Annotated in this window: 28 protein-coding genes, 1 other RNA gene and 1 pseudogene; 10 read left to right on the top strand and 20 right to left on the bottom strand. The window is 60.4% G+C overall.

Going from position 1 to position 24,412, the window contains the following annotated elements:
* Nucleotides 1-61 precede the first annotated feature (61 nt).
* Complete coding sequence (locus KIT53_RS19045) at nucleotides 62-898, bottom strand: SDR family oxidoreductase (RefSeq protein WP_297755988.1); 837 nt, start codon at nucleotides 896-898, stop codon at nucleotides 62-64.
* Between the two features lie 124 nt (nucleotides 899-1,022).
* Here KIT53_RS19045 and KIT53_RS19050 point away from each other — a divergent pair, with 124 nt between their 5' ends.
* Nucleotides 1,023-1,922, top strand: coding sequence for a LysR family transcriptional regulator (locus tag KIT53_RS19050; protein WP_297755989.1), 900 nt, complete (start codon nucleotides 1,023-1,025; stop codon nucleotides 1,920-1,922).
* Between the two features lie 10 nt (nucleotides 1,923-1,932).
* On the opposite strand, the gene KIT53_RS19055 is transcribed toward KIT53_RS19050, so the two are convergent.
* From KIT53_RS19055 to KIT53_RS19065, 3 genes are all read right to left on the bottom strand, one after another.
* Nucleotides 1,933-2,703 (bottom strand): SDR family NAD(P)-dependent oxidoreductase, encoded by a 771-nt coding sequence (locus KIT53_RS19055; protein ID WP_297755991.1) that lies wholly within the window; start codon nucleotides 2,701-2,703, stop codon nucleotides 1,933-1,935.
* Between the two features lie 54 nt (nucleotides 2,704-2,757).
* Nucleotides 2,758-3,957, bottom strand: a complete 1,200-nt coding sequence (locus KIT53_RS19060; RefSeq protein WP_297755993.1) for an arabinose transporter — start codon at nucleotides 3,955-3,957, stop codon at nucleotides 2,758-2,760.
* A gap of 62 nt (nucleotides 3,958-4,019) precedes the next feature.
* On the bottom strand, nucleotides 4,020-5,345 hold the full coding sequence (locus KIT53_RS19065) for an amidohydrolase family protein (RefSeq protein WP_297755994.1): 1,326 nt from the start codon (nucleotides 5,343-5,345) through the stop codon (nucleotides 4,020-4,022).
* 175 nt (nucleotides 5,346-5,520) lie between these two features.
* On the opposite strand from KIT53_RS19065, the gene KIT53_RS19070 reads away from it, so the two are divergent.
* The 4 genes from KIT53_RS19070 (at nucleotide 5,521) to KIT53_RS19085 (ending at nucleotide 9,183) form a co-directional block, all read left to right on the top strand.
* On the top strand, nucleotides 5,521-6,432 hold the full coding sequence (locus KIT53_RS19070) for a LysR family transcriptional regulator (RefSeq protein WP_297756025.1): 912 nt from the start codon (nucleotides 5,521-5,523) through the stop codon (nucleotides 6,430-6,432).
* A 464-nt stretch (nucleotides 6,433-6,896) separates the two neighbouring features.
* Entirely contained in the window at nucleotides 6,897-7,637 is a 741-nt protein-coding gene (locus KIT53_RS19075) for an SDR family oxidoreductase (protein ID WP_297755995.1), read from the top strand.
* 64 nt (nucleotides 7,638-7,701) lie between these two features.
* A complete protein-coding gene (locus tag KIT53_RS19080) occupies nucleotides 7,702-8,595 on the top strand; it encodes an SDR family oxidoreductase (protein ID WP_297755996.1) in 894 nt (297 codons plus the stop codon).
* A gap of 84 nt (nucleotides 8,596-8,679) precedes the next feature.
* Nucleotides 8,680-9,183: a DUF1097 domain-containing protein gene (locus tag KIT53_RS19085; RefSeq protein WP_297755997.1), complete on the top strand. Its 504-nt coding sequence runs from the start codon at nucleotides 8,680-8,682 to the stop codon at nucleotides 9,181-9,183.
* A 222-nt stretch (nucleotides 9,184-9,405) separates the two neighbouring features.
* On the opposite strand, the gene KIT53_RS19090 is transcribed toward KIT53_RS19085, so the two are convergent.
* On the bottom strand, nucleotides 9,406-10,323 hold the full coding sequence (locus KIT53_RS19090; RefSeq protein WP_297755998.1) for a LysR family transcriptional regulator: 918 nt from the start codon (nucleotides 10,321-10,323) through the stop codon (nucleotides 9,406-9,408).
* A 150-nt stretch (nucleotides 10,324-10,473) separates the two neighbouring features.
* On the opposite strand from KIT53_RS19090, the gene KIT53_RS19095 reads away from it, so the two are divergent.
* Nucleotides 10,474-10,755, top strand: coding sequence for a hypothetical protein (locus KIT53_RS19095; RefSeq protein WP_297756028.1), 282 nt, complete (start codon nucleotides 10,474-10,476; stop codon nucleotides 10,753-10,755).
* A 59-nt stretch (nucleotides 10,756-10,814) separates the two neighbouring features.
* Complete coding sequence (locus KIT53_RS19100; RefSeq protein ID WP_297756030.1) at nucleotides 10,815-11,066, top strand: hypothetical protein; 252 nt, start codon at nucleotides 10,815-10,817, stop codon at nucleotides 11,064-11,066.
* Nucleotides 11,067-11,383: 317 nt separating this feature from the next.
* On the opposite strand, the gene KIT53_RS19105 is transcribed toward KIT53_RS19100, so the two are convergent.
* Nucleotides 11,384-12,229 carry a hypothetical protein gene (locus KIT53_RS19105; protein WP_052914393.1) on the bottom strand — a complete coding sequence of 282 codons (846 nt, stop codon included), beginning with the start codon at nucleotides 12,227-12,229 and terminating at the stop codon, nucleotides 11,384-11,386.
* A gap of 55 nt (nucleotides 12,230-12,284) precedes the next feature.
* Between KIT53_RS19105 and KIT53_RS19110 the strand changes: the two genes are divergently transcribed.
* Nucleotides 12,285-13,047, top strand: a protein-coding gene (locus KIT53_RS19110; RefSeq protein ID WP_150359743.1) for an IS5 family transposase whose coding sequence is annotated in 2 segments (ribosomal slippage) — nucleotides 12,285-12,610 and nucleotides 12,609-13,047 — 765 coding nt in all. Because the reading frame shifts where the segments join, the coding sequence is not laid out codon by codon here.
* A 315-nt stretch (nucleotides 13,048-13,362) separates the two neighbouring features.
* Here the strand turns inward: KIT53_RS19110 and KIT53_RS19115 are convergent.
* A pseudogene (locus KIT53_RS19115) lies at nucleotides 13,363-14,190 on the bottom strand (transposase); the annotation flags it as partial.
* A gap of 51 nt (nucleotides 14,191-14,241) precedes the next feature.
* Between KIT53_RS19115 and rnpB the strand changes: the two are divergent.
* An RNA gene (gene rnpB / locus KIT53_RS19120) (RNase P RNA component class A) lies at nucleotides 14,242-14,592 on the top strand.
* A gap of 89 nt (nucleotides 14,593-14,681) precedes the next feature.
* On the opposite strand, the gene KIT53_RS19125 is transcribed toward rnpB, so the two are convergent.
* The 9 genes from KIT53_RS19125 to KIT53_RS19165 all read right to left on the bottom strand — a co-directional run bounded on the left by KIT53_RS19125 (nucleotide 14,682) and on the right by KIT53_RS19165 (nucleotide 21,258).
* Complete coding sequence (locus KIT53_RS19125; protein WP_047290306.1) at nucleotides 14,682-15,161, bottom strand: DM13 domain-containing protein; 480 nt, start codon at nucleotides 15,159-15,161, stop codon at nucleotides 14,682-14,684.
* A 328-nt stretch (nucleotides 15,162-15,489) separates the two neighbouring features.
* The gene (locus KIT53_RS19130) at nucleotides 15,490-16,989 is read right to left on the bottom strand and encodes a transposase (protein ID WP_297756027.1); all 1,500 of its coding nucleotides are present in this window, start codon (nucleotides 16,987-16,989) and stop codon (nucleotides 15,490-15,492) included.
* A gap of 444 nt (nucleotides 16,990-17,433) precedes the next feature.
* On the bottom strand, nucleotides 17,434-18,096 hold the full coding sequence (locus KIT53_RS19135) for a peptide-methionine (S)-S-oxide reductase (protein ID WP_001281573.1): 663 nt from the start codon (nucleotides 18,094-18,096) through the stop codon (nucleotides 17,434-17,436).
* 9 nt (nucleotides 18,097-18,105) lie between these two features.
* The gene (locus tag KIT53_RS19140; protein ID WP_000857678.1) at nucleotides 18,106-19,380 is read right to left on the bottom strand and encodes an acetyl-CoA C-acetyltransferase; all 1,275 of its coding nucleotides are present in this window, start codon (nucleotides 19,378-19,380) and stop codon (nucleotides 18,106-18,108) included.
* The gene (locus tag KIT53_RS19145; RefSeq protein WP_002122973.1) at nucleotides 19,377-19,685 is read right to left on the bottom strand and encodes an antibiotic biosynthesis monooxygenase; all 309 of its coding nucleotides are present in this window, start codon (nucleotides 19,683-19,685) and stop codon (nucleotides 19,377-19,379) included. The genes KIT53_RS19140 and KIT53_RS19145 overlap by 4 nt, the downstream gene beginning before the upstream one ends.
* 50 nt (nucleotides 19,686-19,735) lie before the next feature.
* A complete protein-coding gene (locus tag KIT53_RS19150) occupies nucleotides 19,736-19,993 on the bottom strand; it encodes a glutaredoxin family protein (RefSeq protein ID WP_029747652.1) in 258 nt (85 codons plus the stop codon).
* Nucleotides 19,994-20,002: 9 nt separating this feature from the next.
* Entirely contained in the window at nucleotides 20,003-20,443 is a 441-nt protein-coding gene (gene msrB, locus KIT53_RS19155; RefSeq protein WP_000483554.1) for a peptide-methionine (R)-S-oxide reductase MsrB, read from the bottom strand.
* A 31-nt stretch (nucleotides 20,444-20,474) separates the two neighbouring features.
* Nucleotides 20,475-20,825 carry a glutaredoxin gene (locus KIT53_RS19160; RefSeq protein WP_223846396.1) on the bottom strand — a complete coding sequence of 117 codons (351 nt, stop codon included), beginning with the start codon at nucleotides 20,823-20,825 and terminating at the stop codon, nucleotides 20,475-20,477.
* 124 nt (nucleotides 20,826-20,949) lie between these two features.
* Nucleotides 20,950-21,258, bottom strand: coding sequence for a hypothetical protein (locus KIT53_RS19165; RefSeq protein ID WP_297756012.1), 309 nt, complete (start codon nucleotides 21,256-21,258; stop codon nucleotides 20,950-20,952).
* Nucleotides 21,259-21,276: 18 nt separating this feature from the next.
* On the opposite strand from KIT53_RS19165, the gene KIT53_RS19170 reads away from it, so the two are divergent.
* Nucleotides 21,277-21,750 (top strand): hypothetical protein, encoded by a 474-nt coding sequence (locus tag KIT53_RS19170; RefSeq protein WP_127005324.1) that lies wholly within the window; start codon nucleotides 21,277-21,279, stop codon nucleotides 21,748-21,750.
* Between the two features lie 575 nt (nucleotides 21,751-22,325).
* Here KIT53_RS19170 and KIT53_RS19175 read toward each other — a convergent pair.
* The 4 genes from KIT53_RS19175 to KIT53_RS19190 all read right to left on the bottom strand — a co-directional run bounded on the left by KIT53_RS19175 (nucleotide 22,326) and on the right by KIT53_RS19190 (nucleotide 24,384).
* A complete protein-coding gene (locus KIT53_RS19175) occupies nucleotides 22,326-22,718 on the bottom strand; it encodes a hypothetical protein (RefSeq protein ID WP_047290294.1) in 393 nt (130 codons plus the stop codon).
* A gap of 672 nt (nucleotides 22,719-23,390) precedes the next feature.
* Nucleotides 23,391-23,732 (bottom strand): monovalent cation/H(+) antiporter subunit G, encoded by a 342-nt coding sequence (locus KIT53_RS19180; protein ID WP_047290293.1) that lies wholly within the window; start codon nucleotides 23,730-23,732, stop codon nucleotides 23,391-23,393.
* A complete protein-coding gene (locus KIT53_RS19185; protein ID WP_047290292.1) occupies nucleotides 23,729-24,040 on the bottom strand; it encodes a monovalent cation/H+ antiporter complex subunit F in 312 nt (103 codons plus the stop codon). The genes KIT53_RS19180 and KIT53_RS19185 overlap by 4 nt, the downstream gene beginning before the upstream one ends.
* On the bottom strand, nucleotides 24,037-24,384 hold the full coding sequence (locus tag KIT53_RS19190; RefSeq protein ID WP_047290291.1) for a Na+/H+ antiporter subunit E: 348 nt from the start codon (nucleotides 24,382-24,384) through the stop codon (nucleotides 24,037-24,039). Before KIT53_RS19190 ends, KIT53_RS19185 begins: the two co-directional genes overlap by 4 nt.
* Nucleotides 24,385-24,412: the final 28 nt, after the last annotated feature.

Here is a 24,412-nt window from a genome sequence, read left to right on the forward strand (position 1 = left end):
CGGCCAAGGCCGCTGCTCACGCCCGTAATGAACCACGTTCTTTGGGTCACGATAGTTCTCCTTATGCTTTCGAAGGCATGAAGATGCTGAGGGTGAAGGCACGGTAGTCCTGCTCCGAGGTACTGCGGCGTGCCTTCAGGATGGGCTGGATGTCGTTGGTCGGCGTATAGCGGAGTTGGTCGGTCCCGTCCGTTGCCGCCGCGAAGATCGATGCCACGACCTTCTCAACGGCATCCGCATCGGCGTTGCTGCCCATTCCCGCATACATCTGGCCGATGTGCCCCAGGAACGGACCGTAGTCGGGGATCTGCTGCTGGCTGCCGCTTTCGCCGCCTACACGGGCCATGAAGTTCGTTTTCATGGCGCCGCCCGGCTCCACGATCTTCACCTTGATGCCCAGCGAGCCGAGTTCATAGGACAGGCCCTCAGACCATCCCTCCAGCGCGAACTTGGAGGAACTGTAGACCGAGGCCATCGGGAAGCCGATGGCGCCGGCTCCCGAACTCACATTGACGATCGTGCCTGCCTGCTTCGCACGGAAATGCGGCAGGATCGCGCGCACCACATCCATCGGGCCGAAGACGTTGACATCGAATTGCGACTGAATGGCATCGCGCTGAATGCCCTCGAAGATGCCGAACAGACCGTAGCCGGCGTTGTTCACAACGACATCGATCTGGCCGAATTGAGCGACGCCCTGCGCGATTGCATCGTCGATGCTTTTTTTATCCTGCACGTCGAGGCGGCTAACCACGACGCCCTTGCTTGCCAGCAGTTCCGGCGACGCTGCTGCCGGATTGCGCATCGTGGCGATGACATTCCAGCCAGCTTGCGAGAAGTGGCGAGCGACAGCCTCGCCGAAGCCGGTTGAGGCACCAGTGATAAGAACGGTTTTCATCATCAAATTCCTAGAGGTTGTTCAGTTTTCGTACTTTATTCAGAATGATAGATGATGTAAACTGTTCAAAACAGAACAGCATAGTGTCGAAAACCGTACAATGGAAGAACTTGGACTACGATCCTTGAAGGTCGCCAATGCCGTGGCAGCTCATGGAAGCTTCCGCGGTGCCGCGCATGAACTGGAAATGTCGCCCTCATCGGTCAGCCACATCGTGGCCAATCTGGAGAGCCGACTAGGCATACGGTTGTTCTTAAGAAATACCCGCAGCGTGTCGCTGACGGAGGCTGGCGAGTCCTTCTTGAAGCGCGTTAGACCCGCCCTTGAACAGATCACCCAAGCCATTGATGGCGTCAACGATCTGCGCGATAGGCCGGCGGGGCTGATTCGGCTCAATGCCGCCGCATGGGGAGCGGATCGCCTGTTACCCATCATCGTGGGCTTCATGCAGAAGTACCCTGATATTCGGGTGGATCTCGTTACCGAAGGACGCTTGGTGGACATCATCGGCGAAGGTTTCGACGCGGGACTACGGTTGGTATCGGTAGTCCCTCAAGACATGATCGCCTTGCCCTTGGGCATCGACGAAGCATTAGTCATCGTCGCCTCGCCGGCGTATCTCAGTGCCCGTGGCACCCCCGTCACTCCCGGCGACCTTTTGAATCACGAGTGCATCCGTGCCCGCTTGCCCAGCGGTTCACTGATGAGATGGGAGTTCCCTAAAGGCGGCACAACACCGGAGATTGGTGTCGCGGGTCGTCTGGTCTTGGGCACAACGGCTCTCGCTGCGAAGGCTGCCGCTGCGGGCGCTGGAATAGCCTACGTGGAGCAGCGCGAAGCCCAACCATTCTTGGACAAGGGCGACTTGGTTCAGGTGCTTAACAAGTGGACGCCGCCATTCGAGGGCGAGGCGCTTTATTACCCTCGGATGCGCCTGCCCTCGGCCGCGTTTCGGGCCTTTATTGATTACGTCAAGGAATGGAGACTCGCCAGAGACGTAACGCAAGGTCTTCAACCCAAATAGCTCCGCGCGCTCACTCTGGCAATACAACTCCAGAAATTTCCTCGCAGATACGGATGAGGCGATCCTGTAGCGTGGAATCTAGCGCCTGCGGGTTCGCCGCCATACGCTTCAGGTGATAGAAGTACTTGCCCGAGACGTCGGTTTTGGAGTCCTCGGTGGCGGCAAGCCAAGCCTGAGTTCGGTGCGCTTGATCCATATCGTCCGGCGCGCCTGGCCCGCCCATCTTTGTCGGCACCCACCCCGGCTCCAAGGCATTGGCGCGAACATCAGGCCAGCGCCGCGCGATGGCGAAGGCCAGCATGGCATCGTGTAGCTTGCTTTCGGCATAGGCGTCCGAACCGTTCCATCGGCGTTTGCGCCAAAGGATGTCGTCCAAGTTGGCTTGCGCATGGTGATGCATGCCCGAGCTGAGGTAAATCAGACGCTTCGGCCGCTCGATCAGCGCCGTGAGTATGTAGGCCGACAGCGTGTTGATCGCAAAGACATGCGGCAGGCCATCACTCGTCAAGCGATGCCCTTCACGGTATCCGACTGCTGCGTTGTGGATCACGGCGTCGAAGCGACCCAGCGCGTTGACCTGTGCCGCAATGTCTTTGGCGCCAGCGATAGTTTCCACATCGCCGACGACCACGGCCTCCGCTTGGGGCAATTCGCGCAGAGCATCCTCCGCGCGCCTGGCATTGCGGGCGTGAAGCACAACTTTGTGCCGTTGCTGTACTAGGAGCTCGGCGGCCATGAGGCCAAGACCGGTAGATGAGCCGGAAATGAAAATGCGAGACATGATTTTCTCCTTAGATGAGTCGGCGGACAGTGCCCGGCCGACAATGTGTGATGTTCAAGGTTGCGGAGTGCGCGATGTGGCGGCGAGCACGGCTCCAACCAGTGCGCAGGCCGCGCCGAACAGATAGACGGAGGCATAGCCGAAACTCCCGGCGATGGCTCCTGCGGCTGGCCCCGAGATGCCGTAGGCGATGTCGAGAAAGGCGACGAATGCGCCCATCGCGCTGCCGCGGTTGGCCGGCGGTACTCGCTTGAGTGCTTCGACGCCCAGCGCCGGGAACACAAGCGCGCAGCCGAGGCCAGTCACCAGCGCGCCGGCGAGTGCCACCCATGCGTTCGGCGCAAGCCACAACATGGTTTGGCCGACTGCTTCGACCACCAGCGACCACACAGCGACGCGGTAGCCGCCCATGCGATCCGGCAGATGCCCCAGCACCGCACGCACGAAGATGAAGCCGACACCAAAGGCCGTCATCACAAGACCGGCATTGCTCCAGTGACGTGCTGCGAAGAACAGCGAAGCGAATGCAGTGAGTCCAGACAGGCCGACCCCTTGGAGCATCAGGCCAACACCTTCGCGCCAGATCCGGCCGATCACGCGGTAGAACGGCAACCGCGCGCCGCCGGGCGACAGATAAGACGCTGAACCCCACGCGATCAGCACGGCAAGCGCGGGAGCGACGATGCAAGCGATCATGGCGGCAGCGAGACCGTAGCCTTGGTACAAGGCCATGCCGATCGGCGCGCCGATCGACAACGCGGCAAACATGGCGATACCTGTCCAGGACATGGACATGCCGGCCCGCTGCGGGCCTACCGAGGCAATCGACCAGGAAACGCAGCCGGTCACGAACTGGCTTTCGCCGAAACCGGCAGTCAGGCGACCCGCAATGACAATCGCCAAGCTGGCCGCAGGCGATATGCCGGGCATGGCAGCAACCCAGTAAAACAGTCCAGCGAGAGCCGAGACGGCCGCACCTTGCAGAGCGGAACGCTTTCCACCTTGCTGATCGGTCATGCGGCCGGCATAGCCGCGCGTCAGCACCGTCGCCAGGAACTGGATGCCGATCACCAGTCCGACCACGAGATTGCTGTAACCGAGATGGTCGTGGACGAGCAGGGGGATAACCGGCAGCGGTAGACCGACGGCCAGGTAGCCGCAAAACAGTGCGGCGATGATGCCCGTTGCCGGGCGCGACAAGTGTGCAAGAGCGGCATCGGCCTGCGCCGCCCGCTTCATAGCGAGAGCTTGCATGACAGCCTCCAGTTAAGTGATTGAAAACGAGGCGGCCCGGCGATACGGGCCGCCCTATTCCTTTACGCTGCCGCGCCGAAAAGGTCGGCGCGGTAGCCGCTCGCTTCGATGAGGTAGTCACGCGAAGCGGTGACATCCGCGTTGAGCTTGCTCAGGTCCATGCCGAGCAGTTGGCCGTTACGCTTGCGCAATTGACCCGCCACCATCACTGTGTCCACATCGGCACGTTCGACCGCTTGGACGATCGTGCCAATGGCGTTGGTCACGGGGAAGACCGCGATGCCGTTGGTGCGAACCATGATGATGTCGGCCTGCTTGCCCGGCGTCAGCGTGCCGATCTGATCCTCCAGACCGGCGGCACGGGCACCGTTGACCGTTGCGGCCTTCAGCACTTCTTCGACGGAAATCGGCGCGGGTGCGTCGGCTTCGCCGCGGAAACGCCGATAGCGCATCGCTGAACGCTGCTGCCCGAACAGGGCGTGCATTTCTCCGAACATGTCACTGCCGAACGCCGTATCGAGGTCGATGCCGAGTGCCGGTGTCAGGCCATGATCCACGGCCTGCTGATAGGCAAAGGTCTCGTCGTCGAAGCCGAACAGTGCATCCGAGCGCGGGTTGACCGTGATGTTCACGCCTGCATCGGCCAGCAGCTTCCACGTCTCCTGCGGCACGCGCGTGCAGTGGTTGAAGATGTTGTGCGTGCCCAGCACGCGTGGCTTGGCGAACTCCGGGCCGAGCTTGGCCAGGTCGCCAATGAACTCGGTCAGGATGCGCATGTCGAGGCCGCGCGCGACCTTCCACCAGTCCAGATTGAGCTGGCCGAACAGGCCCACATGTACGAGGCTGTCCGCGTTGTTCCAGTTGTGCGCCAAGCGTTGCAGGTCGCCCGGCAAGTGGGTCGCAGACGCCTTCTTGTCCATCGCCGCCCCGACCATGTGCAGCGCACGAATGCCGGTGGTATCCAATGCATCGAGCGCGGCATCGGTGTGCTCGGGGCTGCGCGAACTGTGGCAGGCGTCGATGATCGTGGTGATGCCGGCATCCAGCGACGCGGCGGCCGTGAGCTTCGTGCTCAAGTACATGTCCAGCGGGCGGTAGTGAGCGCCCAATTGTTCGGCGACTACATCGATGTAAGCGAACAGGTCGTCCACGTTCGGCATCATGCGGCGCATCACGCCGAGCCACATGTGATGGTGGGCATCAACCAGGCCCGGCATGACGATGTGGCCGGCAGCGTCGATGACCTGGGCGTCCGCGGCCTGCAAGGCCGGGCCGACCGCAGCGATACGGCCATCCTGAACCAGGACATCGCCGACGGCGAGATTGGGAACCTTGGCATCCAACGTCAGGATGGTGCCGCCTTTGAAGAGAGTGCGTTGCGTATTCATGGAATGCTCCTTGGAGGTGAGGTGGATCGGTCGCCACGAAGCCCGCTCAGTGGATATTTCCCCCTGGAAAACTTCGACTTGTGTCGGCACGGTTGTCACGATAGGTTGCGAACCATCTTTGATAAAGGTAGATTCACTCAAATTATTTTTGCTAAAAATCAAAGATGGGGGCGATATGAGTTTCGACGGACGGCTGTTGTCAGGGATGAGCGTGTTGGCTGCGGTCGTGGAGGCTGGCAGCTTCAGCCGTGCTGGCGAGGTGCTGGGGCTGTCGGCTTCAGGGGTGAGTCGGTCGATCTCTCGGCTGGAGGAGAGATTGGGTGTGCGGCTGCTGGATCGCACGACGCGCACGCTTCACCTAACTAGCGAAGGTGCCGGCCTATATGAACGCGCTGCACCGCACCTTGAGGGGATCGAGGAGGCCGCCAGCTACGTGTCCGGTGCGGCTGTCACAGTTCGCGGTACTCTGCGGATCAGCCTGAACCCGATCTTCGCGCGTCATGTTCTGGCGCCCAAGCTGACGCTGTTGCGCGAGCGCCATCCCGGCCTTGATCTGACGGTTCTGCAGCAGCCAGACGTGGGAGATCTGGTGACTGAAGGCATCGATGTCGCCGTGCGTTTCGGCCCCCAGCCGCCGTCGACTATGACCTCACGGCTATTGCTTGAAACGCGCGTCCTGACTGTTGCCTCACCCGCTTATCTGGCGCGACATGGCCGACCCAAGCGCCCGGAGAAACTGTCCGATCACGATTGCATCCAGTACATCGACCCACGTAGCTCCAAGCCCTTCCCGTGGGAATTCCATCGCGGCAGAGAAATCCTGCCAGTGAAGACTCAAGGCCATCTCACGACCACCGACGTGGATCTCATGGTTCAGGCGTGCGTCAGTGGATCGGGCATTGCCCAAGTGCTTGCACTTAGCGTCCGCCACCTAATAGCCAGTGGTGATCTAGTCGAGCTGTACCCTGATTGGCCCGACGAAACGTATCCTTTGTACGCCACTCGTCCATCTCGGCGCCTAGCGCCAGCGGCGGTAGAGGCCTTCTTGGATTTCTGCACAGAGATTTGCCGCGTACATGCAGCATAAGGCGCGTGAAGCCTGAATCACCCCGGCCTCATCGCATTGCGGCATCGTTGCGTTTGAACATTTCCATCCCCCACTCCCGCTGGCCACTTCAGGAAGGCCCGAACACGCGGAGATAACTGGCGCCCTTGGGGAAGTGTGGCAGTGAGGAACTGCATCGGGCCACCACTGCGAAGATCCTCCTGGACCACCGACCGCTCAGGCCTCGAGTGCCGCTAGTTTGAGAGGATTCGGCAGCGGTGCGCGCGCGATCTGGGCTGGAGTCGCATTCGCCTAGCCCCAGTTGGTACCCGTTGGTCCACCAAAGTGACGCCGCGCCCCCGTTTCCTTATCTGACGGCCAGCCAGTGTTTATTGTTCGATTGCATGGAACAGTAATGGCGACTCTCGGGCGATTATCTTTTCCTCTCCGGTTTGCATAGTTCAATTGCCCGCCGATCTTGGCGGCCAACTAACCGGAGAAATCACATGAGCACTACGGAAACCAAGGTCGCCATCGTTACAGGCGCATCCCGCGGCATCGGCGCAGCAATCGCCCAGCGCTTGGCCCAAGACGGCTTTACCGTCGTCATCAACTATGCCGGCAACGTCAAGGAAGCCGAAGAACTGGCCGCGAAGATCGAGAAGGCTGGCGGCAAGGCGCTGACTGCCCAAGCCGACGTCAGCGATGCGAAGGCCGTCGCCCGCATGTGGGACGCCGCCGAGGCGGCCTACGGCGGCGTAGACGTTCTGGTCAACAACGCCGGCATCATGCGTCTGGCGACCATCGCCGAGGGCGACGACGCGCTGTTCGACAGCCAGATCGCCATCAACCTCAAGGGTCCCCGCAACACCATGCGCCTGGCGGCACAGCGGCTGCGCAGCGGCGGTCGGATCATCAACCTGTCGTCGAGCGTCGTGGGCCTGTACCAGCCGACCTATGGCGTCTATGCCGCCACCAAAGCGGGCGTCGAGGCCATGACCCACGTCCTGTCCAAGGAGCTTCGTGGCCGCAACATCACGGTCAACGCGGTCGCGCCGGGTCCGACGGCCACGGCCCTGTTCCTCGACGGCAAGCCGCAGGCGGTCATCGACACCCTGACCAAGCTCGCCCCACTGGAGCGCCTTGGCCAGCCCGAGGACATCGCCAACACGGTCGCCTTCCTCGCCGGCCCGGACGGAGCATGGATCAACGGCCAGGTCCTGCGCGCCAACGGCGGAATCATCTGACCGGCACAACTCACCCCATTAACAGCGTCCGCTTCCTAGCGGGCCAACCGAAAGGAATACAGTCATGAGCAAGAAAATCATTCTCGTCACCGGCTCCTCCAGCGGCTTCGGCCGCCTGACCGCCGAAGCCTTGGGCCGCGCCGGCCACACCGTGTACGCCTCGATGCGCGACGTCGCCGGCCGCAACGCCAAGAACGCCGCCGAGCTGGCCGCGATCGCCGACAGCGACATCCGTCCGATCGAATTGGACGTGCAGTCCGAGCCGTCGGCGAACGCCGCGGTCGAGAAGATCATCACCGAGAGCGGCCAGATCGACGTGATCGTCCACAACGCCGGCCACATGATGTTCGGTCCGGCGGAAGCCTTCACCCCCGAGCAGTTCGCCCAGCAGTACGACGTCAACGTGCTCGGCACGCAGCGCGTCAACCGCGCCGCGCTGCCGCACATGCGCGCCCGCCGCGAGGGCCTGCTGGTATGGGTATCCAGCTCCAGCTCGGCCGGCGGCACGCCGCCGTACCTGTCGCCCTATTTCGCGGCGAAGGCCGGAATGGACTCTCTGGCGGTCCTCTATGCGCGCGAACTCGCCCGCTGGAGTATCGAGACGACGATCGTCGTACCCGGTGCCTTCACCAGGGGCACTAACCACTTCGCCCATTCCGGCCGTCCTGCCGACGAGGCGCGGCTCGCTGAGTACGAAGCGGGTCCGTATGCCGGGTTCGGCGAGCAGGTGCAGAAAGCCTTCGCCGCGATCGTGCCCGAAGACGCTGATCCGGCGCCGGTGGCCGAGATGATCGCCGACGTCGTCAACATGCCCTTGGGTGAGAGGCCGTTCCGCATCCACTACGACCCGACGCAGGATGGCGCCGACGTGGGCTTCACCGTGCTCGACCGCCTGCGTGCCGAAATGCTCCACCGCGTCGGCCTGTCCGACTTGTTGAAGCCGGCTAAGAAGGCATGACCAGCACGCGGGATCGCTGGCGGTGACCACTGCCAGCGATCAACCAATCGCACAACGAATTGATCTGATTACAGGAGAATTGATATGTCCCATCCCACCCCCTCGCGCCACGCCTTCGTAGTGACCACTGTCGTGGCGGCCGTCACAGCTGCGCTCGCGGCTGCCGGAAGCATGGCGCTGTCCTTGCCCGTCTGGGCCATGTTCGTCGGCTGGATCGCGTTCTTCACGCGCGGCCTCAATACGCGCAGCGCATTCGAAAACCTTGCGTGTGTCGGCATCGGCATGAGCATCGGCGTGGTCGCCGCTCTGAGCATTTCGCAACTGGCCACGGTCGCGGGTCCGGGGCTGGCGCTGCCGGCGGTCGTGTGCGTAGTGGCGCTCGTCGTTGTTGCCCTGCGCGGGCTGCCAGTCCTGAACAACCTGCTGGGCTATTTCCTCGGCCTCGTGGCGTGGTTCGCCGCCCACCTTGAGCCGTCAATCGAAAGCGTCGCACAACTGTTCGGCGCAAGCATGATCGGTTCCGCTGCAGGTTGGATATCGCACATGGTCCCGCCTCGCTTGCTGAAGCAGGCACAGGCGCATGCTTGATCCAGAAAGCCTGTTCGTTATTCGCAATCCTGACCACTGCTGGAGAGTCGCCGACCGCGATCCGCCATCAGTGGTCTTTTAACGCTCTCAACTTTTCCCTCACTGCTGTGCAGCGTCCCCAGCTTCAGAATCCACTATGCAGGGGTTAGGTAGAAGTCCGCCATATGAAACCGGCTCGACGACTGTTGGATCGTCTCGCCACCCGCTGATTCGATGCGAGGCTCACGCGTCCGGCGCGGCTTTCCTGGCGGCGTTCTTTCGCGCGAACTCACTTGCCGCCCAGTCTAGGAATACCCGTACTCGCGGCGAGAGCTGACGGCTGCGCGGATAGATCAGCGAGACAGGCACCGACGGAGGGGGATGATCCTTGATGACTTGGACAAGGGTACCGCGCCGCAGATCCTCCTCGACATGGAAGCGCGGGACCTGCGCCAGCCCGATGCCGAGGCGAATGCCAGCGAGATAGCTCTCGGTGCCGGTGACGGACAGCGTAGCAGGCACCGTCACTGTGCGCTCTTCGGTGCCGTCGCCAAACTCTAGCGGGGTTATGCTGCCCGTGGTCAGCGAGCGTAGTCCGACGACACGATGCCCTTCGAGGTCATCAATGCCGGACGGCGTGCCGTACCTTTCAAGGTAGGCCGGCGTTGCGCACGTCAGGCGTTCCAGTACTGCCACCTGCCGCGCCACCAGGTCGCTGTCACGCAGGCGGCCGTAGCGCAGCGCGCAGTCCACACCCTCCTGAACCAGGTCCACCCAGCGGTCGCTCTCGCTCATTGCAAGCTCGATATCCGGGTACTTGGCAAAGAACTCTGGCAGTCCGGGCAAGATGAAGTGTCGGGCCAACGTGCCCTGGACCTCTATGCGCAGCAAACCCTTGGGGAGTGCCCCGCTGAAGGCGCCCTCAGCATCCTCTATGTCGTCGAGGATCGCCACGCAGCGCCGGTAGTAGGCCTCGCCGTCCAGAGTCGGCTTTACTACCCGAGTCGTGCGTTGCAAGAGCCGCACGCCGAGTCGTGATTCCAGCTCCTTGATCACGGTAGTGACCGTAGAGCGCGGCACTTCAAGATCCTGCGCGGCGACGGTGAAACTGCGTCGCTCAACGATGCGGGTGAAAAGCCGCATCACGTCTAGCCGGTCCATCGTCACGCCCCTTTTGTTCGTTCTTATTGAATAGTAATGACCATTTTAGGACGATTATCCATACGTGGCCAGCGCCCATAGTTGACCTAACCGCAGGTCGCTTCGCGCACCCAATGAGATCGGTTGAGCCCTCCCTATGAGCCGCTAACCATGAAAAACCATCGCCCTTCCCGCGCAGCAGCGATCGCCACCTTCACGATCAGCGTGTTGGTTGCGGCCTGCAGTTGGCCCGGCCGGGCAGTCGATGACGCCCCGGAGAACGCCACGATGAAACCCTCGGTGACCTATCTGCATCTGCTTCGCCACACGCCCATGTTCACGCAACTGGACACGTTCCAACTGCGCTGGACAATCGAACGCTCTCGTGAATGGGAGGCCCGCCCCGGAACGGTGGTCTCCACCTTCTCGCCGTGCAAGATGGCGAAGGCATAGGCGATACCGTTACGTACATTCCATCGCGGTCTGAAGCCTTATAAATCTTGGACTTAGGCTTGAGGCTGCGCAGTGCGGTGTCGGTAAGCATCGAGGTTTTTCTCCTGTTTCGTGACGGCTTTTACCGTCAGGGGCCAGGAGACCTGCTGATGCCGGGAAAGCCGCATAAAACAAGCTTTCCCGAGGAGACCTTTACCGTCAAAGACGGCTTTGGTCTGGATAGTGAACGGGACGGTTTTAATCCGGTCCTCAGTTCTTACCGCCAGTTCCACCGCCAACCTGTTCTGCTGGCCGGCGATAGCCACCGATAGTTGTCGTGACGTATCGTCTTTTAAATCAACACGTTACAACGGTTTTTCGATAGCCTCCGATAGTCCCCGAAGGACCTGATTTCACTCCCACTCGATCATCAACAAGCCACGCAAGTCCGCGTGGTTAAAGGGTTTGGCTTTGATCGACATAGGCCCATACCGCCGCTTTTACCGTCAGGGAAACACGCCCTTTCCTGGCGCGGGTTTGCGCGGCATCGGCTCATCATCAATCAGCTTTAATCATACCGAACAAGGGGCCGAACTTCATCCTCTCGCCTCGCGCTGTGATTCCGCATACGAGAGCTTCTTTCGACCCATCATGCGATGCGATGCCGAACCCAAGTGGCTGCCTCTTCAACGGAAGACATGACCCGGCACGGGAAATCGCGTTCGATGCTCAAGTGCCGCTGCGTCAGAAGCGTGTGCATAGGCCCGTCCGTCAAAAGGACATCGCAGTAGCCTAACGCAGCGCCGGCATGATGAAAGTCGAATATGTCGTTGGCATTCAGCTTCTGCGTGCGATTCCAGCGTAGCGCCGCATGCAACAGAGCACCAACTTGCAGCGTGCGCAGAGCACGCCGACCGACTGGCTTCCGGACTGCTGCCCGTAGCAAGCCGAGACACTGCCTCGTGATTCCTTCCCGCTCATCTGCTGAAGGTTGGATGCCGAGGCCGAGCGACTTCACGGCCATGTCGTGCAGCACCTCGGCGGCGATCGGAGCTGCGAGTTCCAAGACACCATTAATCTCGTCGCGATAGACCTGCGCGAAGCTCTTCATCGACGGAGCGTGCGCCGCGTTGTCACGATTCAGCCGATCGGCAATGTCGACGAATGGCGAGGCGGGCGGCCAAGCGTCCCCGATGGTCTCAACCATCGTCGATAAAGAAACCTCCCAGAGGTGGTCGAAGAACGCCTTCTGAATGACGAGTCGCTCATCCTCTGGGAAGGCTGTGGCCACTGGATGCTGGACACCCAGGATGTACGGGACCTTGGTCCAGACCAAGTGTTCCAATGGATGAACGCTGTGCCCAACATTCGCATGGAGGAAATGCGCCACTTCCGTTGCCACGCGCGTCGGTTCGGGACTAAGCGTGATGCCGCAGCTCAGCTCGTCAATCAGTTCGGCCGTTGCACCCCGGGTTACTGGGTCCGACTGCTTCATTAGGGCGTGTTAACACTAATGGCGACGGCGACGATTGCGCCAGAAAATCTCCGACATGGAGATCACGCCCGAACAATTCGCTACCATTGAACACTGCCTGCCCAGGCAGCGTGGCAACGTCAGCCTGAGCAATCTGCAGGTGGTCAATGCGATCCTCTATGTGGCCGAACATGGTTGCAAGTGGCGCGGACTGCCCAAACGCTTCGGCAACTGGCACACGATTTACACGCGCATGAATCGCTGGACCAAAGCTGGCGTCCTGGATCGCATGTTCGAGGAGTTGCAGCGTGCGCAAGTCGTGCGTATCAGGATCGAAGCCGTCTCGCTGGACTCCACAAGCATCAAGGTCCATCCCGACGGCACAGGGGCACTAAAAAAAAGGTCCGCAGTCCATCGGAAAGTCCCGAGGCGGATGGAACACCAAGATTCATATGGTTGCCGCGGATGCTCGAACGGCCGTGACGTTTTGCCTCTCGCCTGGGCAGGCGCACGACGCACCCGAAGGCCGGCGCCTGCTCAGCAGTCTTGGGCCGACCAGCAGACCGGTGCATTTGTTGATGGACCGTGCCTACGAAGGCAACGAGACACGGCAGCTGGCACTGGATCTGGGTTTCATTCCGGTGGTGCCACCAATGAAGACGCGGATCGAACCGTGGGACTACGACCGCGAGATGTACAAGCGCCGCAATGAGGTGGAGCGGTTGTTCCGTCGACTCAAAGGCTATCGCCGTATCTTCTCGCGGTTCGAGAAACTCGACCTCATGTTCCTGGGCTTCATCAGCTTCGTGCTCGTCGCTGATGGACTGAGGATGTGTTAACAGGCCCTAGTAAACGGCAGCGGATTTATCGAGCTTTGTTGGTTTTGCCCACCAGAGGTGGGTATAGGAAGTTCAACCGCCCTTTTTGGCGAGTCTGGCGGGTAGGAAGCGGCCGCGCAAGCGCCGCTTTGGGCACAGATCGGGCACAGATCGGGGGTTCATGCGTGGGTTTTCGACATCGCGGGGCCGCGCAGCGGCTCAGTGCGTAGCCATTTCTCACCGAATCCCGGCACAGGGCCGAGCGCAGCCCTGCGGGGTCGTGGCCGCATCGGATCGGACTCTGGCTTGGCTGCCGGCTGTGTGGCCGGCGCCTCATCACGCGGCCGGCGGCGGCGCGCGCGCTGCGGGCCGGTAGTGCGCTTGCTCCAGCGCGCCGTGTTTCTCGAAGTGGGCGAGGATGGCGCGAATGGCCTTGGGGTCTTCGATGCTGGCGACGATCCGCACCGCGCCGCCGCAGTGGGCGCAGGTGGTGACGTCGATGGAAAAGACCCGCTTGAGCCGTTGCGCCCAGCTCATCGCACGGCGCTTCTGCTCGGGGCTGCGCGGCTCGTCGTGGGCGCTTGCGTCAACCGGCACCGCATCGCCCGCAGGCCGCCTGCCGCGCCCCGAGGGCGTCAGCTGCGCACGCAGGTTTGCATTCGGGGCGAATACGCCGTGGAAGCGGGTGAGATGCGCGCGAGGTGGCGGGACCAGTGCCGCCAGCTTGGCGATGAAGTCCACCGCATCCCATTCGACATGCGTGGTCCCATTTCGCCACGGCGTCTTGAGCTGGTAACGCACCCTGCCCTGTGGCGAGATCGACAGCCGCTGCTCGCTGATCGCCGGGCGCGTGATGTAGCGGCACAGCTTTTCGAGCTTGTGGCTTTCGTGTGCTTCCGCGGCCACGCCGGCATGCAGCGAGAAGCCGCCGACCTTGCCGGCGTCGCCCTCCAGCGAGCCTGCGTCACCGGGCAATGTTTGCAGCGTGACGACCTTGCGGCCAGCGTCGCGACCGGTGGCGATGCGGTAGGTCATCGAACTCATCCGCAGCCCATCCATGCCGTCGTCGCTACCCGCGCTGTCGGACAGGAACACGGATTCGTCTTCGCCTTCGAGCCAGCCGCGGCGCGACAGGTGCCGGCACACGCGATGCGCGATGGTGTGCCGCGACCGGCACGGCAGGAAGGGCGTGCGTACGCTAGAATACGCGCTGGCGGAGTCGGCCAGACAGTCGCGTCATCCCTTCGGGGTGCCGAGGAAAGTCCGGGCTCCATAGGGCAAGGTGCCAGGTAACGCCTGGGCGGCGCAAGCCGACGGAAAGTGCAACAGAAAGATACCGCCTACGTCTTCTTCGGAAGGCCGGTAAGGGTGAAATGGTGCGGTAAGAGCGCACCGCGAGTCTGGCAACAGACCGGCACGGCAAACCCCACCTGGAGCAAGACCAAATAGGGATCCTTTGGCGCGGCCCGCGTTGGATCCGGGTAGGTTGCTTGAGCGTTGCGGTGACGTAACGCCTAGAGGAATGACTGTCCACGACAGAACCCGGCTTATCGGCCGGCTCCGCCTCTTTCTTACGGTAGGCCGAGCATGGCTCGGCTCTACAGTAGAGCCGAGCCATGCTCGGCTGCTCTTCGCCCAGATGCTTGGGATGTTGTTCAACCCGGCGTGCGGTACTGCCCGGCGGAAATGAACTGCTCGAACCGTTCGCACCACACCACTACGGTGGTGTAATCGTCCACGTTGACGCTTTCAGGCACGTCCACCAGGAAACGGTTGAAGGTCTTCACCTCGCCGATGCGCTGGGCCTGTGCCTTGATCTTCAGGAAATCGGCCTTGTTGTCGACGAAGTCACGGACCAGGTACACCTTGTAATCCGGACCCGGACCCATCTTGCCGTCGAACGCGACCTGGCGCGGGCTGACGCTGACGTTGCCTTCCGCCCAATGCACCGCATCACTGCCCTTGAGGTCGCGGCGAAAGGTGGTGCGGTAGGGGGCGTCTTTCATGGCCGCCTGCACCTGCGCAACCGGCGGGTCATCGGGGGCGATCAGGATCGGCAGGAGATAGACGCCCAGGCCGAAGCCCAGGCCGAGGGTGAGCAGGTGGGTGGCGAGCAGGATGAGGATGCGGCGCATGGGGCCTCCTTGTGGTTGCGATCGATCGCGCGGCGAAGTGCCGGGCCTGACCACCCTGGGAGGTCAGGGCCGGGGTATAGGAAGTTCAACCGCCCTTTTTGGCGAGTCTGGCAGGTAGGAAGCGGCCGCGCAAGCGCCGCTTTGGGCACAGATCGGGCACAGATCGGGGGTTCATGCGTGGGTTTTCGACATCGCGGGGCCGCGCAGCGGCTCAGTGCGTAGCCATTTCTCACCGAATCCCGGCACAGGGCCGAGCGCAGCCCTGCGGGGTCGTGGCCGCATCGGATCGGACTCTGGCTTGGCTGCCGGCTGTGTGGCCGGCGCCTCATCACGCGGCGGGCGGCGGGGCGCGCGCTGCGGGCCGGTAGTGCGCTTGCTCCAGCGCGCCGTGTTTCTCGAAGTGGGCGAGGATGGCGCGAATGGCCTTGGGGTCTTCGATGCTGGCGACGATCCGCACCGCGCCGCCGCAGTGGGCGCAGGTGGTGACGTCGATGGAAAAGACCCGCTTGAGCCGTTGCGCCCAGCTCATCGCACGGCGCTTCTGCTCGGGGCTGCGCGGCTCGTCGTGGGCGCTGACGTCCACTGGCACCGCATCGCCCGCAGGCCGCTTGCCGCGCCCCGAGGGCGTCAGCTGCGCGCGCAGGTTTGCATTCGGGGCAAACACACCGTGGAAACGGGTCAGGTGGGCGCGAGGTGGCGGGACCAGTGCGGCCAGTTTCGCGATGAAGTCGACCGCATCCCATTCGACATGGGTGGTGCCATTGCGCCATGGCGTCTTGAGCTGGTAACGCACCCTGCCCTGTGGCGAGATCGATAGCCGCTGCTCGCTGATCGCCGGGCGCGTGATGTAGCGGCACAGCTTTTCGAGCTTGTGGCTTTCGTGTGCTTCCGCGGCCACGCCGGCATGCAGCGAGAAGCCGCCGACCTTGCCGGCGTCGCCCTCCAGCGAGCCTGCGTCACCGGGCAATGTTTGCAGCGTGACGGCCTTGCGGCCAGCGTCGCGACCGGTGGCGATGCGGTAGGTCATCGAACTCATCCGCAGCCCATCCATGCCGTCGTCGCTACCCGCGCTGTCGGACAGGAACACGGATTCGTCCTCGCCTTCCAGCCAGCCTTTGCGCGTCAGGTGCCGGCACACGCGATGCGCGATGGTGTTGGCCAGTTCCGTCAGTTGCGCCGATGTGGGCGCACGGGTGCGGTGCAGGCGCGGCTTGCGCTGCGGACGCTCGGTGGTGTCCTCGTACACGCCGTCGAGCCACAGCATGTGGAAGTGGATGTTGAGATTCAGCGCGCTGCCGAAGCGCTGGATCAGGGTCACCACGCCGCATTGCGCCGTATCCCGCGGCACGCCGGCCTGATCGGCAAGCCAACCGGCGATCACACGATGCACGATGCCCAGCACCGGGCTGATGGCCTCAGGCTTGCTGGCGAACAGGAAGCGCAACGGGTACGGGAAACTCAGCACCCATTGCCGCACCGGCCGCGGGCCGAACACCTCGTCCACCAGATGCCGCGCCGACTCGGCCATGCGCCGCGCCCCGCAGCTCGGGCACAGCCCGCGCTTCTTGCAGGAATACGCCACCAGCCTCTCGGCACGACAGTGCTCGCAGACCACGCGCAGGAAGCCGTGCTCGAGCACGCCGCAGCGCAGGTAGGTCTCGAACTCCTCGCGCACATACTCGGGCAGCGGGCGGTCTTCTACCTCACGGCGCGCGAGAAAGTCCGGCCAATGCGCCTGCACCAGCGCGTACAGCAGGGTGCGCTCGGGACGGTGAGGCGCATAGCGAGCCGTGGGCAGATGCGCTGCCGGCGACGTTGCGTGCGCCACGGCATCCTGCAGCTGCGACACGGTCGCGGCGAAGCGCGGCACGAAACACTCCGGTGCAGGGAATGGCTGCTCAGGCTTGCGCCCGCCCCGGCCGGTTCATATCGGCCTTTTCCGGTTTTCGTATCGGACATCGCCGAAAAGCAGTTGCTCGAAGTCGCCGATCAGATGTTATACAAAGCTAAAACCCAAGGCCGCAATCAAACCAGTGTGTTCGCCACACTGTAAGAGATCTGTTCACGCTGCGCTGATCTCAAGACCTCATAAAAACTGAGGTCTTGCTTCGGTCGATAAGCTGGTCTGATATTGGCATTATTTATTCCTTTCAAATACATGGGTAATGCGACTTACACAGATTTTTTATGCTCTCTTGGACTCCATGTGAAGGAGATCGTCACATTCTTTACATATAGAAAATAGAGTTCTTTAGCCAGCTGCAATTTCAGATTAACCGATTCGGTAAGCTTTCTGCATTTCCGGAGACAACTTTTTTAGCCAGCTTGAGAGACTGAAGCCTTTTCTATCGGTACTATTTAATTTAGTAAAATACAGATGTTCATCCCAGCGAGGACCGAAATCTACTTCTGCAAGACTTACAAGCTGTTTGTTTCTGCGAAGACGATGCTTTTGATGGTAATCTTCGGCGGGCCAAAAATAACCATTTTGTTCTCCGGCCTCAATCACCTCGGGAGATTTCTCCTTTCCAATCGCTTGAATCAGTTCTTCAGCTACTTGTTTTTGCTCCAGATCAAAAACAAAAAGTATCTGGCGATACTGGCCCTGCTTTCTACCATGAACAGACCATGATTCAAAACTTCCAAGAAGTTCCCTGTAGCTGATTTGGTCTTTATCGTAGATCACTCTGACGACTTCGGCGTGTCCGTTGATGTTGCGGTAACTCGGATCCAGAGTTGATGCTCCAGCGTAGCCAACACGTGTTTGCACTACTCCCTGCGTCCCTCCAAAATTAGAATCCGGTCCCCAAAAGCAACCCATGCCGAAAACCGTTTGACTAAGCTTCCCGATTTTCAATGCTTCTTCGATTGCTTCAGGGGTTGCAAATTCATAGCTTTCAACACCGTCTTCTTTATTCATTTTTAGATCCGACATATTTTTCTCCTAACTTTCAAGAATTGTAGCCACTCCCATTCCTCCCGCCGTGCAAACGACGATAAGGCCACGTTTTCCAGGACCAGCTGAGTGCAGTATCTTTGCTAAAACTCCGACGATCTTAGCGCCAGTAGCCGCAAACGGATGCCCAAGGGCAATGCTACTTCCACGGACATTTAGCTTCGAGCGGTCAATTTTTCCGAGAGGCTCTGATCGTCCCAAACGTGTTTTGCAGTATTCAGCAGACTCCCACGCCTTCATCGTGCAGAGCACTTGTCCAGCGAACGCCTCGTGAATTTCGTAAAAATCAAAATCCTGAAGCTTTAAGCCGTTTCGCTTCAATAATTCACTGACCGCCACAGTTGGAGCCATGAGCAAACCTTCGCCAGCGACGTAATCCACGGCAGAAGTATGAGAATCCACAATCTTAGCCAACAGGGGCCAATTATTCTTTTTTGCCTCTTCTTCTGATGCTAAAAGAACGGTGGATGAGCCATCTGTGAGCGAGCTTGAATTTCCCGCCGTCAAAGTCCCTTTTTCTGATTTATCAAAAACAGGTTTTAACTTCGACAATTTTTCCAAAGTTGTATCAGCACGCAAAATTCCATCGGTCTTATTTCCTTGGAATGGAAAGACGAGATCATCATAAAACCCATCTTTATATGCTTGAGCTGCATTTCTGTGACTTGCCAGCGCTAACTCATCTTGCTCTTGGCGAGAAATATTCCACTCTTTAACCATGAGCTCGCAATGCTCACCCATTGATTTTCCGGTGCGTGGCTCAACCACTGCGGGCAACACTGGCTTTAGATCGCTAGGTTTAATTCCTAAAATGATTTTTACTTTCTCACCAAGCGTTCTGGCAGAATTCAACGCAATCAATTTTCTTGCGAAAGTTCGACTAACCATAATGGGCAAATCGCTGTTGCTATCAACACCGCCCGCAATGCCACTTTCAATTTGGTGGCTAGAAATTTTGTGAGCAATCTGAATCGTATTTTCCAAGCTCGTTCCGCAAGCACGTTGCACGTTATATGCCGGAGTGTTTGGATGCAAACCGGAGGATTGAACGACTTCACGAGCCAAATTCCAGTTAGCCGAGCTGTGCATGACAGCTCCTAAGGCTACATCGCCCACAGTTTTTCCTTCCAAGTTATATCTATCAACTAAACTCTTTAGGCTCGCCGTCATTAGTTCTTCACTTGAGACGTCTCGATATGCGGTCATAGATTTCATAAATGGAATCCGAGCTCCACCTACGATATAAACGTTTCTCGTTTTCATAATTTCACCTCCGGCTTTGTGTGCCGTTCAAAAACTTCTCCGACCTTCACGTCGTACGATTCAAAAATGTAGTCTTTGCCAAGCATCTTGGCTTTTTTGTGTTCGGGATGCTTATCCCAAGCATCGAAAGCTTCTCTGGTAAGGAACTCGACAATTAGAACATCTTCACCGTTAGGAGAAGAAAACCGCTCATGGCTTCCGTAACCAGGAATGGCTTCGACAAGCGCGGACATCTCGGCGTATCTTCTTTCAAACTCCCCACCGTGCTCCTTGGCAACACGACTGCGGAAAACTGCTATAATCATTGATCTGACTCCTTACTAAGCTAATTACAATCCTCAAAAAAAAGATCTCGTTATTTCATCGAAGCTTCCAACCACTTGTCGAGATCCTTGAACTTGGGGTTTCTCAGCTTCTTTGTCCCAACCAGTATTGTCGGGAAATTTAACTTTCCAGTAGTATAAAGGGATCGCAGTTCATCAGCTGCCGCGTCGTCTTCGTGAACATCTAAAAAATCAAACTCGATTCCTTTTTCTTTCAAGTACGACTGGTAAATCTTGGTTTTGTGGCAGTCCTTATGACCGAACAGCTTAATCCCCACGACCCCCTCCATTTTCTAAAATTACTCTACAAACTTCAACGACTCCGAGTTGATGCAGAATCGAGCCCCAGAGGGCTCAGGACCATCTGGAAAAACGTGCCCTAAGTGGGCTTCGCACACATTGCATAGCACTTCGATTCTTCGTCCGTAAGTCGTGTCCAGTTCATATTGAATTACGTTGTCGGCGACGGGCTCAGAAAAACTCGGCCAACCTGTTCCCGAATCAAACTTAACGTTCGAATCAAACAGTTCAGTGTCGCAGCCCGCGCAGGCATACCGTCCTGCCTCATAAAATGAACAGAGTTCCCCAGTGTGAGGGCGCTCGGTGCCTTTCTTCCGCATGACATTAAATTGAGCGGGCGTCAGAATTTTTTTCCACTCTTCCTCGCTCTTTTCTACTTTTCTAGGAGGAGCGGGAGTGCCGTTATCGAGATAGTTGTTAATGCTTTCCCAGTTGAACATAAATTTGCTCCTTTATTTTTGGGTTTGTTCTTTAGCTATCAATCCACGCGAAGAAGTCAGTCGCGCTACCAATGAATTTTCCATCCACAAAAACTTGCGGAACAGTTTGAAGGTTGGTTTTTTTCTTCAACTCATCATAAGTCTTGGGATCGTCATCCACGCGAATTTGTTTAAAATCAACTTTTTCAGAAGTTAAGTACTCCTTCACGCGTTTACTAAACGGACAATGGTCTTTTGTGTAGATGACAACGTTCTTAAGTTCGCGTATAGGAAGTTCAAACGCCCTTTTCGGGCAGTCTGCTGGGTAGGCGGTGGTCGCGCAAGCCCCGTTTTGGGCACGGATCGGACGTCTGTGAGTGGGATTTCGGCATCGCGGGGCCACGCAGCGGGGTTGTCAGCAGCCATGCTTCGCTGATTCCCGACAGCGGGCCGAGCGCCGCCCTGCGGATCGTGGCCGCATCGGCTCGGATTCCGGTTTCGCCGTCGGCTGTGCAGCCGGCAGATCGTCACGCGGCTTGCACTGGCGGTGCGCGCGCTGCGGGCCTGTAGTGCGCTTCTTCCCGCGCGCCCTGCTTCACGAAGTGGCCAAGGATGGCGCGGATGGCGGCAGGTTCCTCGATGCTGGCGACGATCCGCACGGTGCCACCGCAGTGGACGCAGGCGGTGACGTCGATGGAAAAGACCCGCTTGAGGCGTTGCGCCCAGCTCATCGCACGGCGCTTCTGCTCGGGGCTGCGCGGCTCGTCGTGGGCGCTGACGTTGACCACTTCCGGGCCCAGGCGCAGGAGCAAAGGGCACGCGAGCAACGTCAGCACGAACAGGCCCTTCAGGCGTTGCAGGTCGAACTCCGCCAGGCCGCGGACCAGGTCACCGCCAAGAACGCGGAGCTGCTGAGACTCAATCGTGATAACGGCCGCCTGCTTGAACAGACCACGCACCAGCAGAAGGCGTTGACGGAGGCCGAACGCGAGGTCCGCAAAGCTCGTGAAGAACTGGAATCCTTGCGACCGCTTCCGGCACAAGTGACATCCCTCGAACAGCGAACGGCAAAGGCGATCACAGACGCAGAGGTGCTGCAGTCCCACCTGGACCAGGCGAGATCGCAACTTGAGCAAACGCGCCGAGAGCTACGCGATTCCGAACTCGAACGCGAGCGAACCCAGGCTCGGTTTGAAGGCATGCAGGCCGCGTGGGCTCAGCGTGATGCGACATTGACGCCGGCGACGGAGCCCGTCGAGCGCACCGGCAAGCGTCGCGTGCGTCCGCCTGCAGCCGAAGAGGCGACCCAAGACCTTCCTCTGAAGTAATGGGCGCCAGCGGCGCGGCGAAGGAACACAACGTCTCACTGATCTGCGGTGGCGAAATTGCTGCAGCGACAATCGGTTACCGAAGATTGTCGGACTTTTCCCGAATTAACGGCCAACCCTCGGTAACGGTGTTCATGTGAAATCTCCTGTCCCACAAGGGGACCTTGTTCAAACAATGGAAGACATAGTGAAAAGGTTGGGAAGTCAGTCGTTGCTGTGCATGGGCGCTCTCCTTGGGTGTTGGGCTCCGCAGGGGCCGCGAAGCCCTTCGCGGCCATGGGCAGCAGCTGGGGCCGGCGCGGGTGCGCCGTCAAGGGAGGAAGCGAAGGCGCTGGCGCGGCCCGCAGGCGCAGCCGAGGACACGGGCGCCGCAGCGGCCCTTGACGGGGGGAGCGCCCGCAAAGGCCAGGCAAGCCGGTGAAACCGGCGCGCAGGGGGTGCGAATCGCGCAGCACTGCCGGAGAGAAAGGGGTCGGCCCATTGGGTTGAGGGTCAACCCCAACAGCGCAGCACAGCATCAGAAAAGCGCCGCTCCCGCGATGTACGGGGCGGCGCCACAAGGCCTCAACGCAGCGTCAATCTGTCGCAGGCACCATCGCCTGCAGTTGTTCGATCACGCCAAGCTCGACAAAGACACACGGCTGCTCGGCCGCGACCGGAACGTTGAACACCCGGGCGAAGGCATCCCGCTTCAAATGCGCCAGCCGCCCGGTGCGGTACGCCTGATCAGGCTTCATCAGGCCCGAACCCGACGGCGTTCCGCTGCGCTGCGGATCGCATTCGACCAAGGCCACGAAGCCCTCCGAAAACAGGCGCTGGTGCTTGGGACACAGCCCCCAGCCCGTCGTCGTGTGGTGCTTCATGCTCGCGCGCAGGCGCCGGTCGAGCAAGATGTTGCCGGTATCAAAAGCAGTGCCGCACACCAGACAAAGCTGCTGCTCCAGCGAAACGTGTGATTTGTCGTCCATGACCAACTCCGGTGATCGGGCGGGATTGCCCGAGACCGGAAACGGCACGCCGCAGCGCAGCGGTCACAGGTTCGAAGACGGCCGAACGGCCGCCAGCGACCACAGGACGCGCAGACCTTGACAGCGAGAACGGTGTGCAAGGATGAAGGGATCAGCAAGCCAGCCCCACCACACAAGCAGGCACGAAACAGGCAAGCGCAGCGCGCAGGCCGGGGGCCCACCGACGGCCGGAGTGCGTCAGAGATCGGAGCCGAATGGCTGCGACCCGCAGGGGCGCGGGGCGCAGCCCGCAGAGCCCGACGGAGGTACGCCGAGACGCGAACGCCAATCTCTCGCACCAAACAACATCAAGTTCTGCGAGAACCACCGATGTCAAAGAACAAGCTACAAACGAAAGCAATGAATACACCTCGACCCAGCGGGCCAAAGCACAGTACGTACAGGTGGCGCCAGCCATGCGCTCGACCAAGGTTTCCCTCGTAGCCGCCTGCACCAGACCCCATATTGCCGGGGACTTCTATACCGACAACCAGTTCGTCAGTCTCGTCACCGAAACCCCCGCGACTTCGGTGTATGCATGCTCGTTGTTCAGAATAACTGGCAGCTTGATTTGAACGGCAGCAATTCAACGCTCTTGGCTGAGTTCAATCAGGCGCTGACGGAACACCTGTTTCAGTCAGGCGTTCCGTCCCAGTCCGTGTTGGAGACGAACTCCGCCGCGTCGACCGCTTGAGCCAGACCCCCTTCGCGCACTGCAGCCCGTGCCAGCAGGTGAGAAGCCACCGGCAAGGTCGCCAGCAGAAAACCCAGGATCAGCAGCAGCCGCCAGGTCCAGGCCGTGTCCTGGGCCACGAGCAAGGCGCCCACGCACACGAGCGTCAGCGCCAACGTGCCCGCCTTCGTCGCCGCGTGCTGGCGGGCCAGTGCATCGGGCAACACGATCACGCCCCAGGCTGCGATCACCAGCAACACCGCGCCAGCAGCAAGCAGCAGCCCGCCCAGGGTCGTCATCATCGCCGCTCCTCCTGCGTATCGGACGGCGCCGACCGCTCGATCAAGCGTGCCCACCCCACCGTCCCCACGAAGCCGACCAGCGCAAGGCCGATGGCCACGTCGAGGAACACGGTGCGGCGGGTGGCCAGCGAGGCCGCAACGCACAGCGCCACGGCGGCCGCCAGGAAGATGTCGAGGGCCACCACGCGATCCGCATGCCGAGGCCCGCGCACGATGCGCACGGTGGCGATCAGGGTCGCGCACAGCGCCAGCAAGGTGAGCACGGCTGTGGCCCAGCCCACCGAGGCCGCGTTCAGCAGCCCGTTCATGCCGACTCTCCAAACCAGGCCAGCAGCGGCGGCTCGAAGTCGCGCCGGATGGCGTCGACCTCAGCCGCCGCGTTGTTCGCGTCGAGCATGTGCAGCACCATCTCCCGGCGCACCAGGTCGATGTCGATCACCGTCGTCCCCGGCGTCAGCGAGATCATGCAGACCAGCAGCGCAGCGCCCTGTGGACTCATCGGCGCGAAGCCGATGCGCACGAAGGTCGCCGCAGGCGCCGTGCCGATAGCCAGGCCGCGCCGAACGATCGCGGCAACCGTTTGCACGCCCGAGGCGAGCATCGCCCAGCCAAAGCGCAGTGGCAAAAGGACGGCGGCGGTGAGCTTGTTCATGCGGCACGGCAATTCATGTGGCGGCTCC

The organism is Hydrogenophaga sp. (assembly GCF_026125785.1).
Classification (GTDB): Bacteria; Pseudomonadota; Gammaproteobacteria; order Burkholderiales; family Burkholderiaceae_C; genus Hydrogenophaga.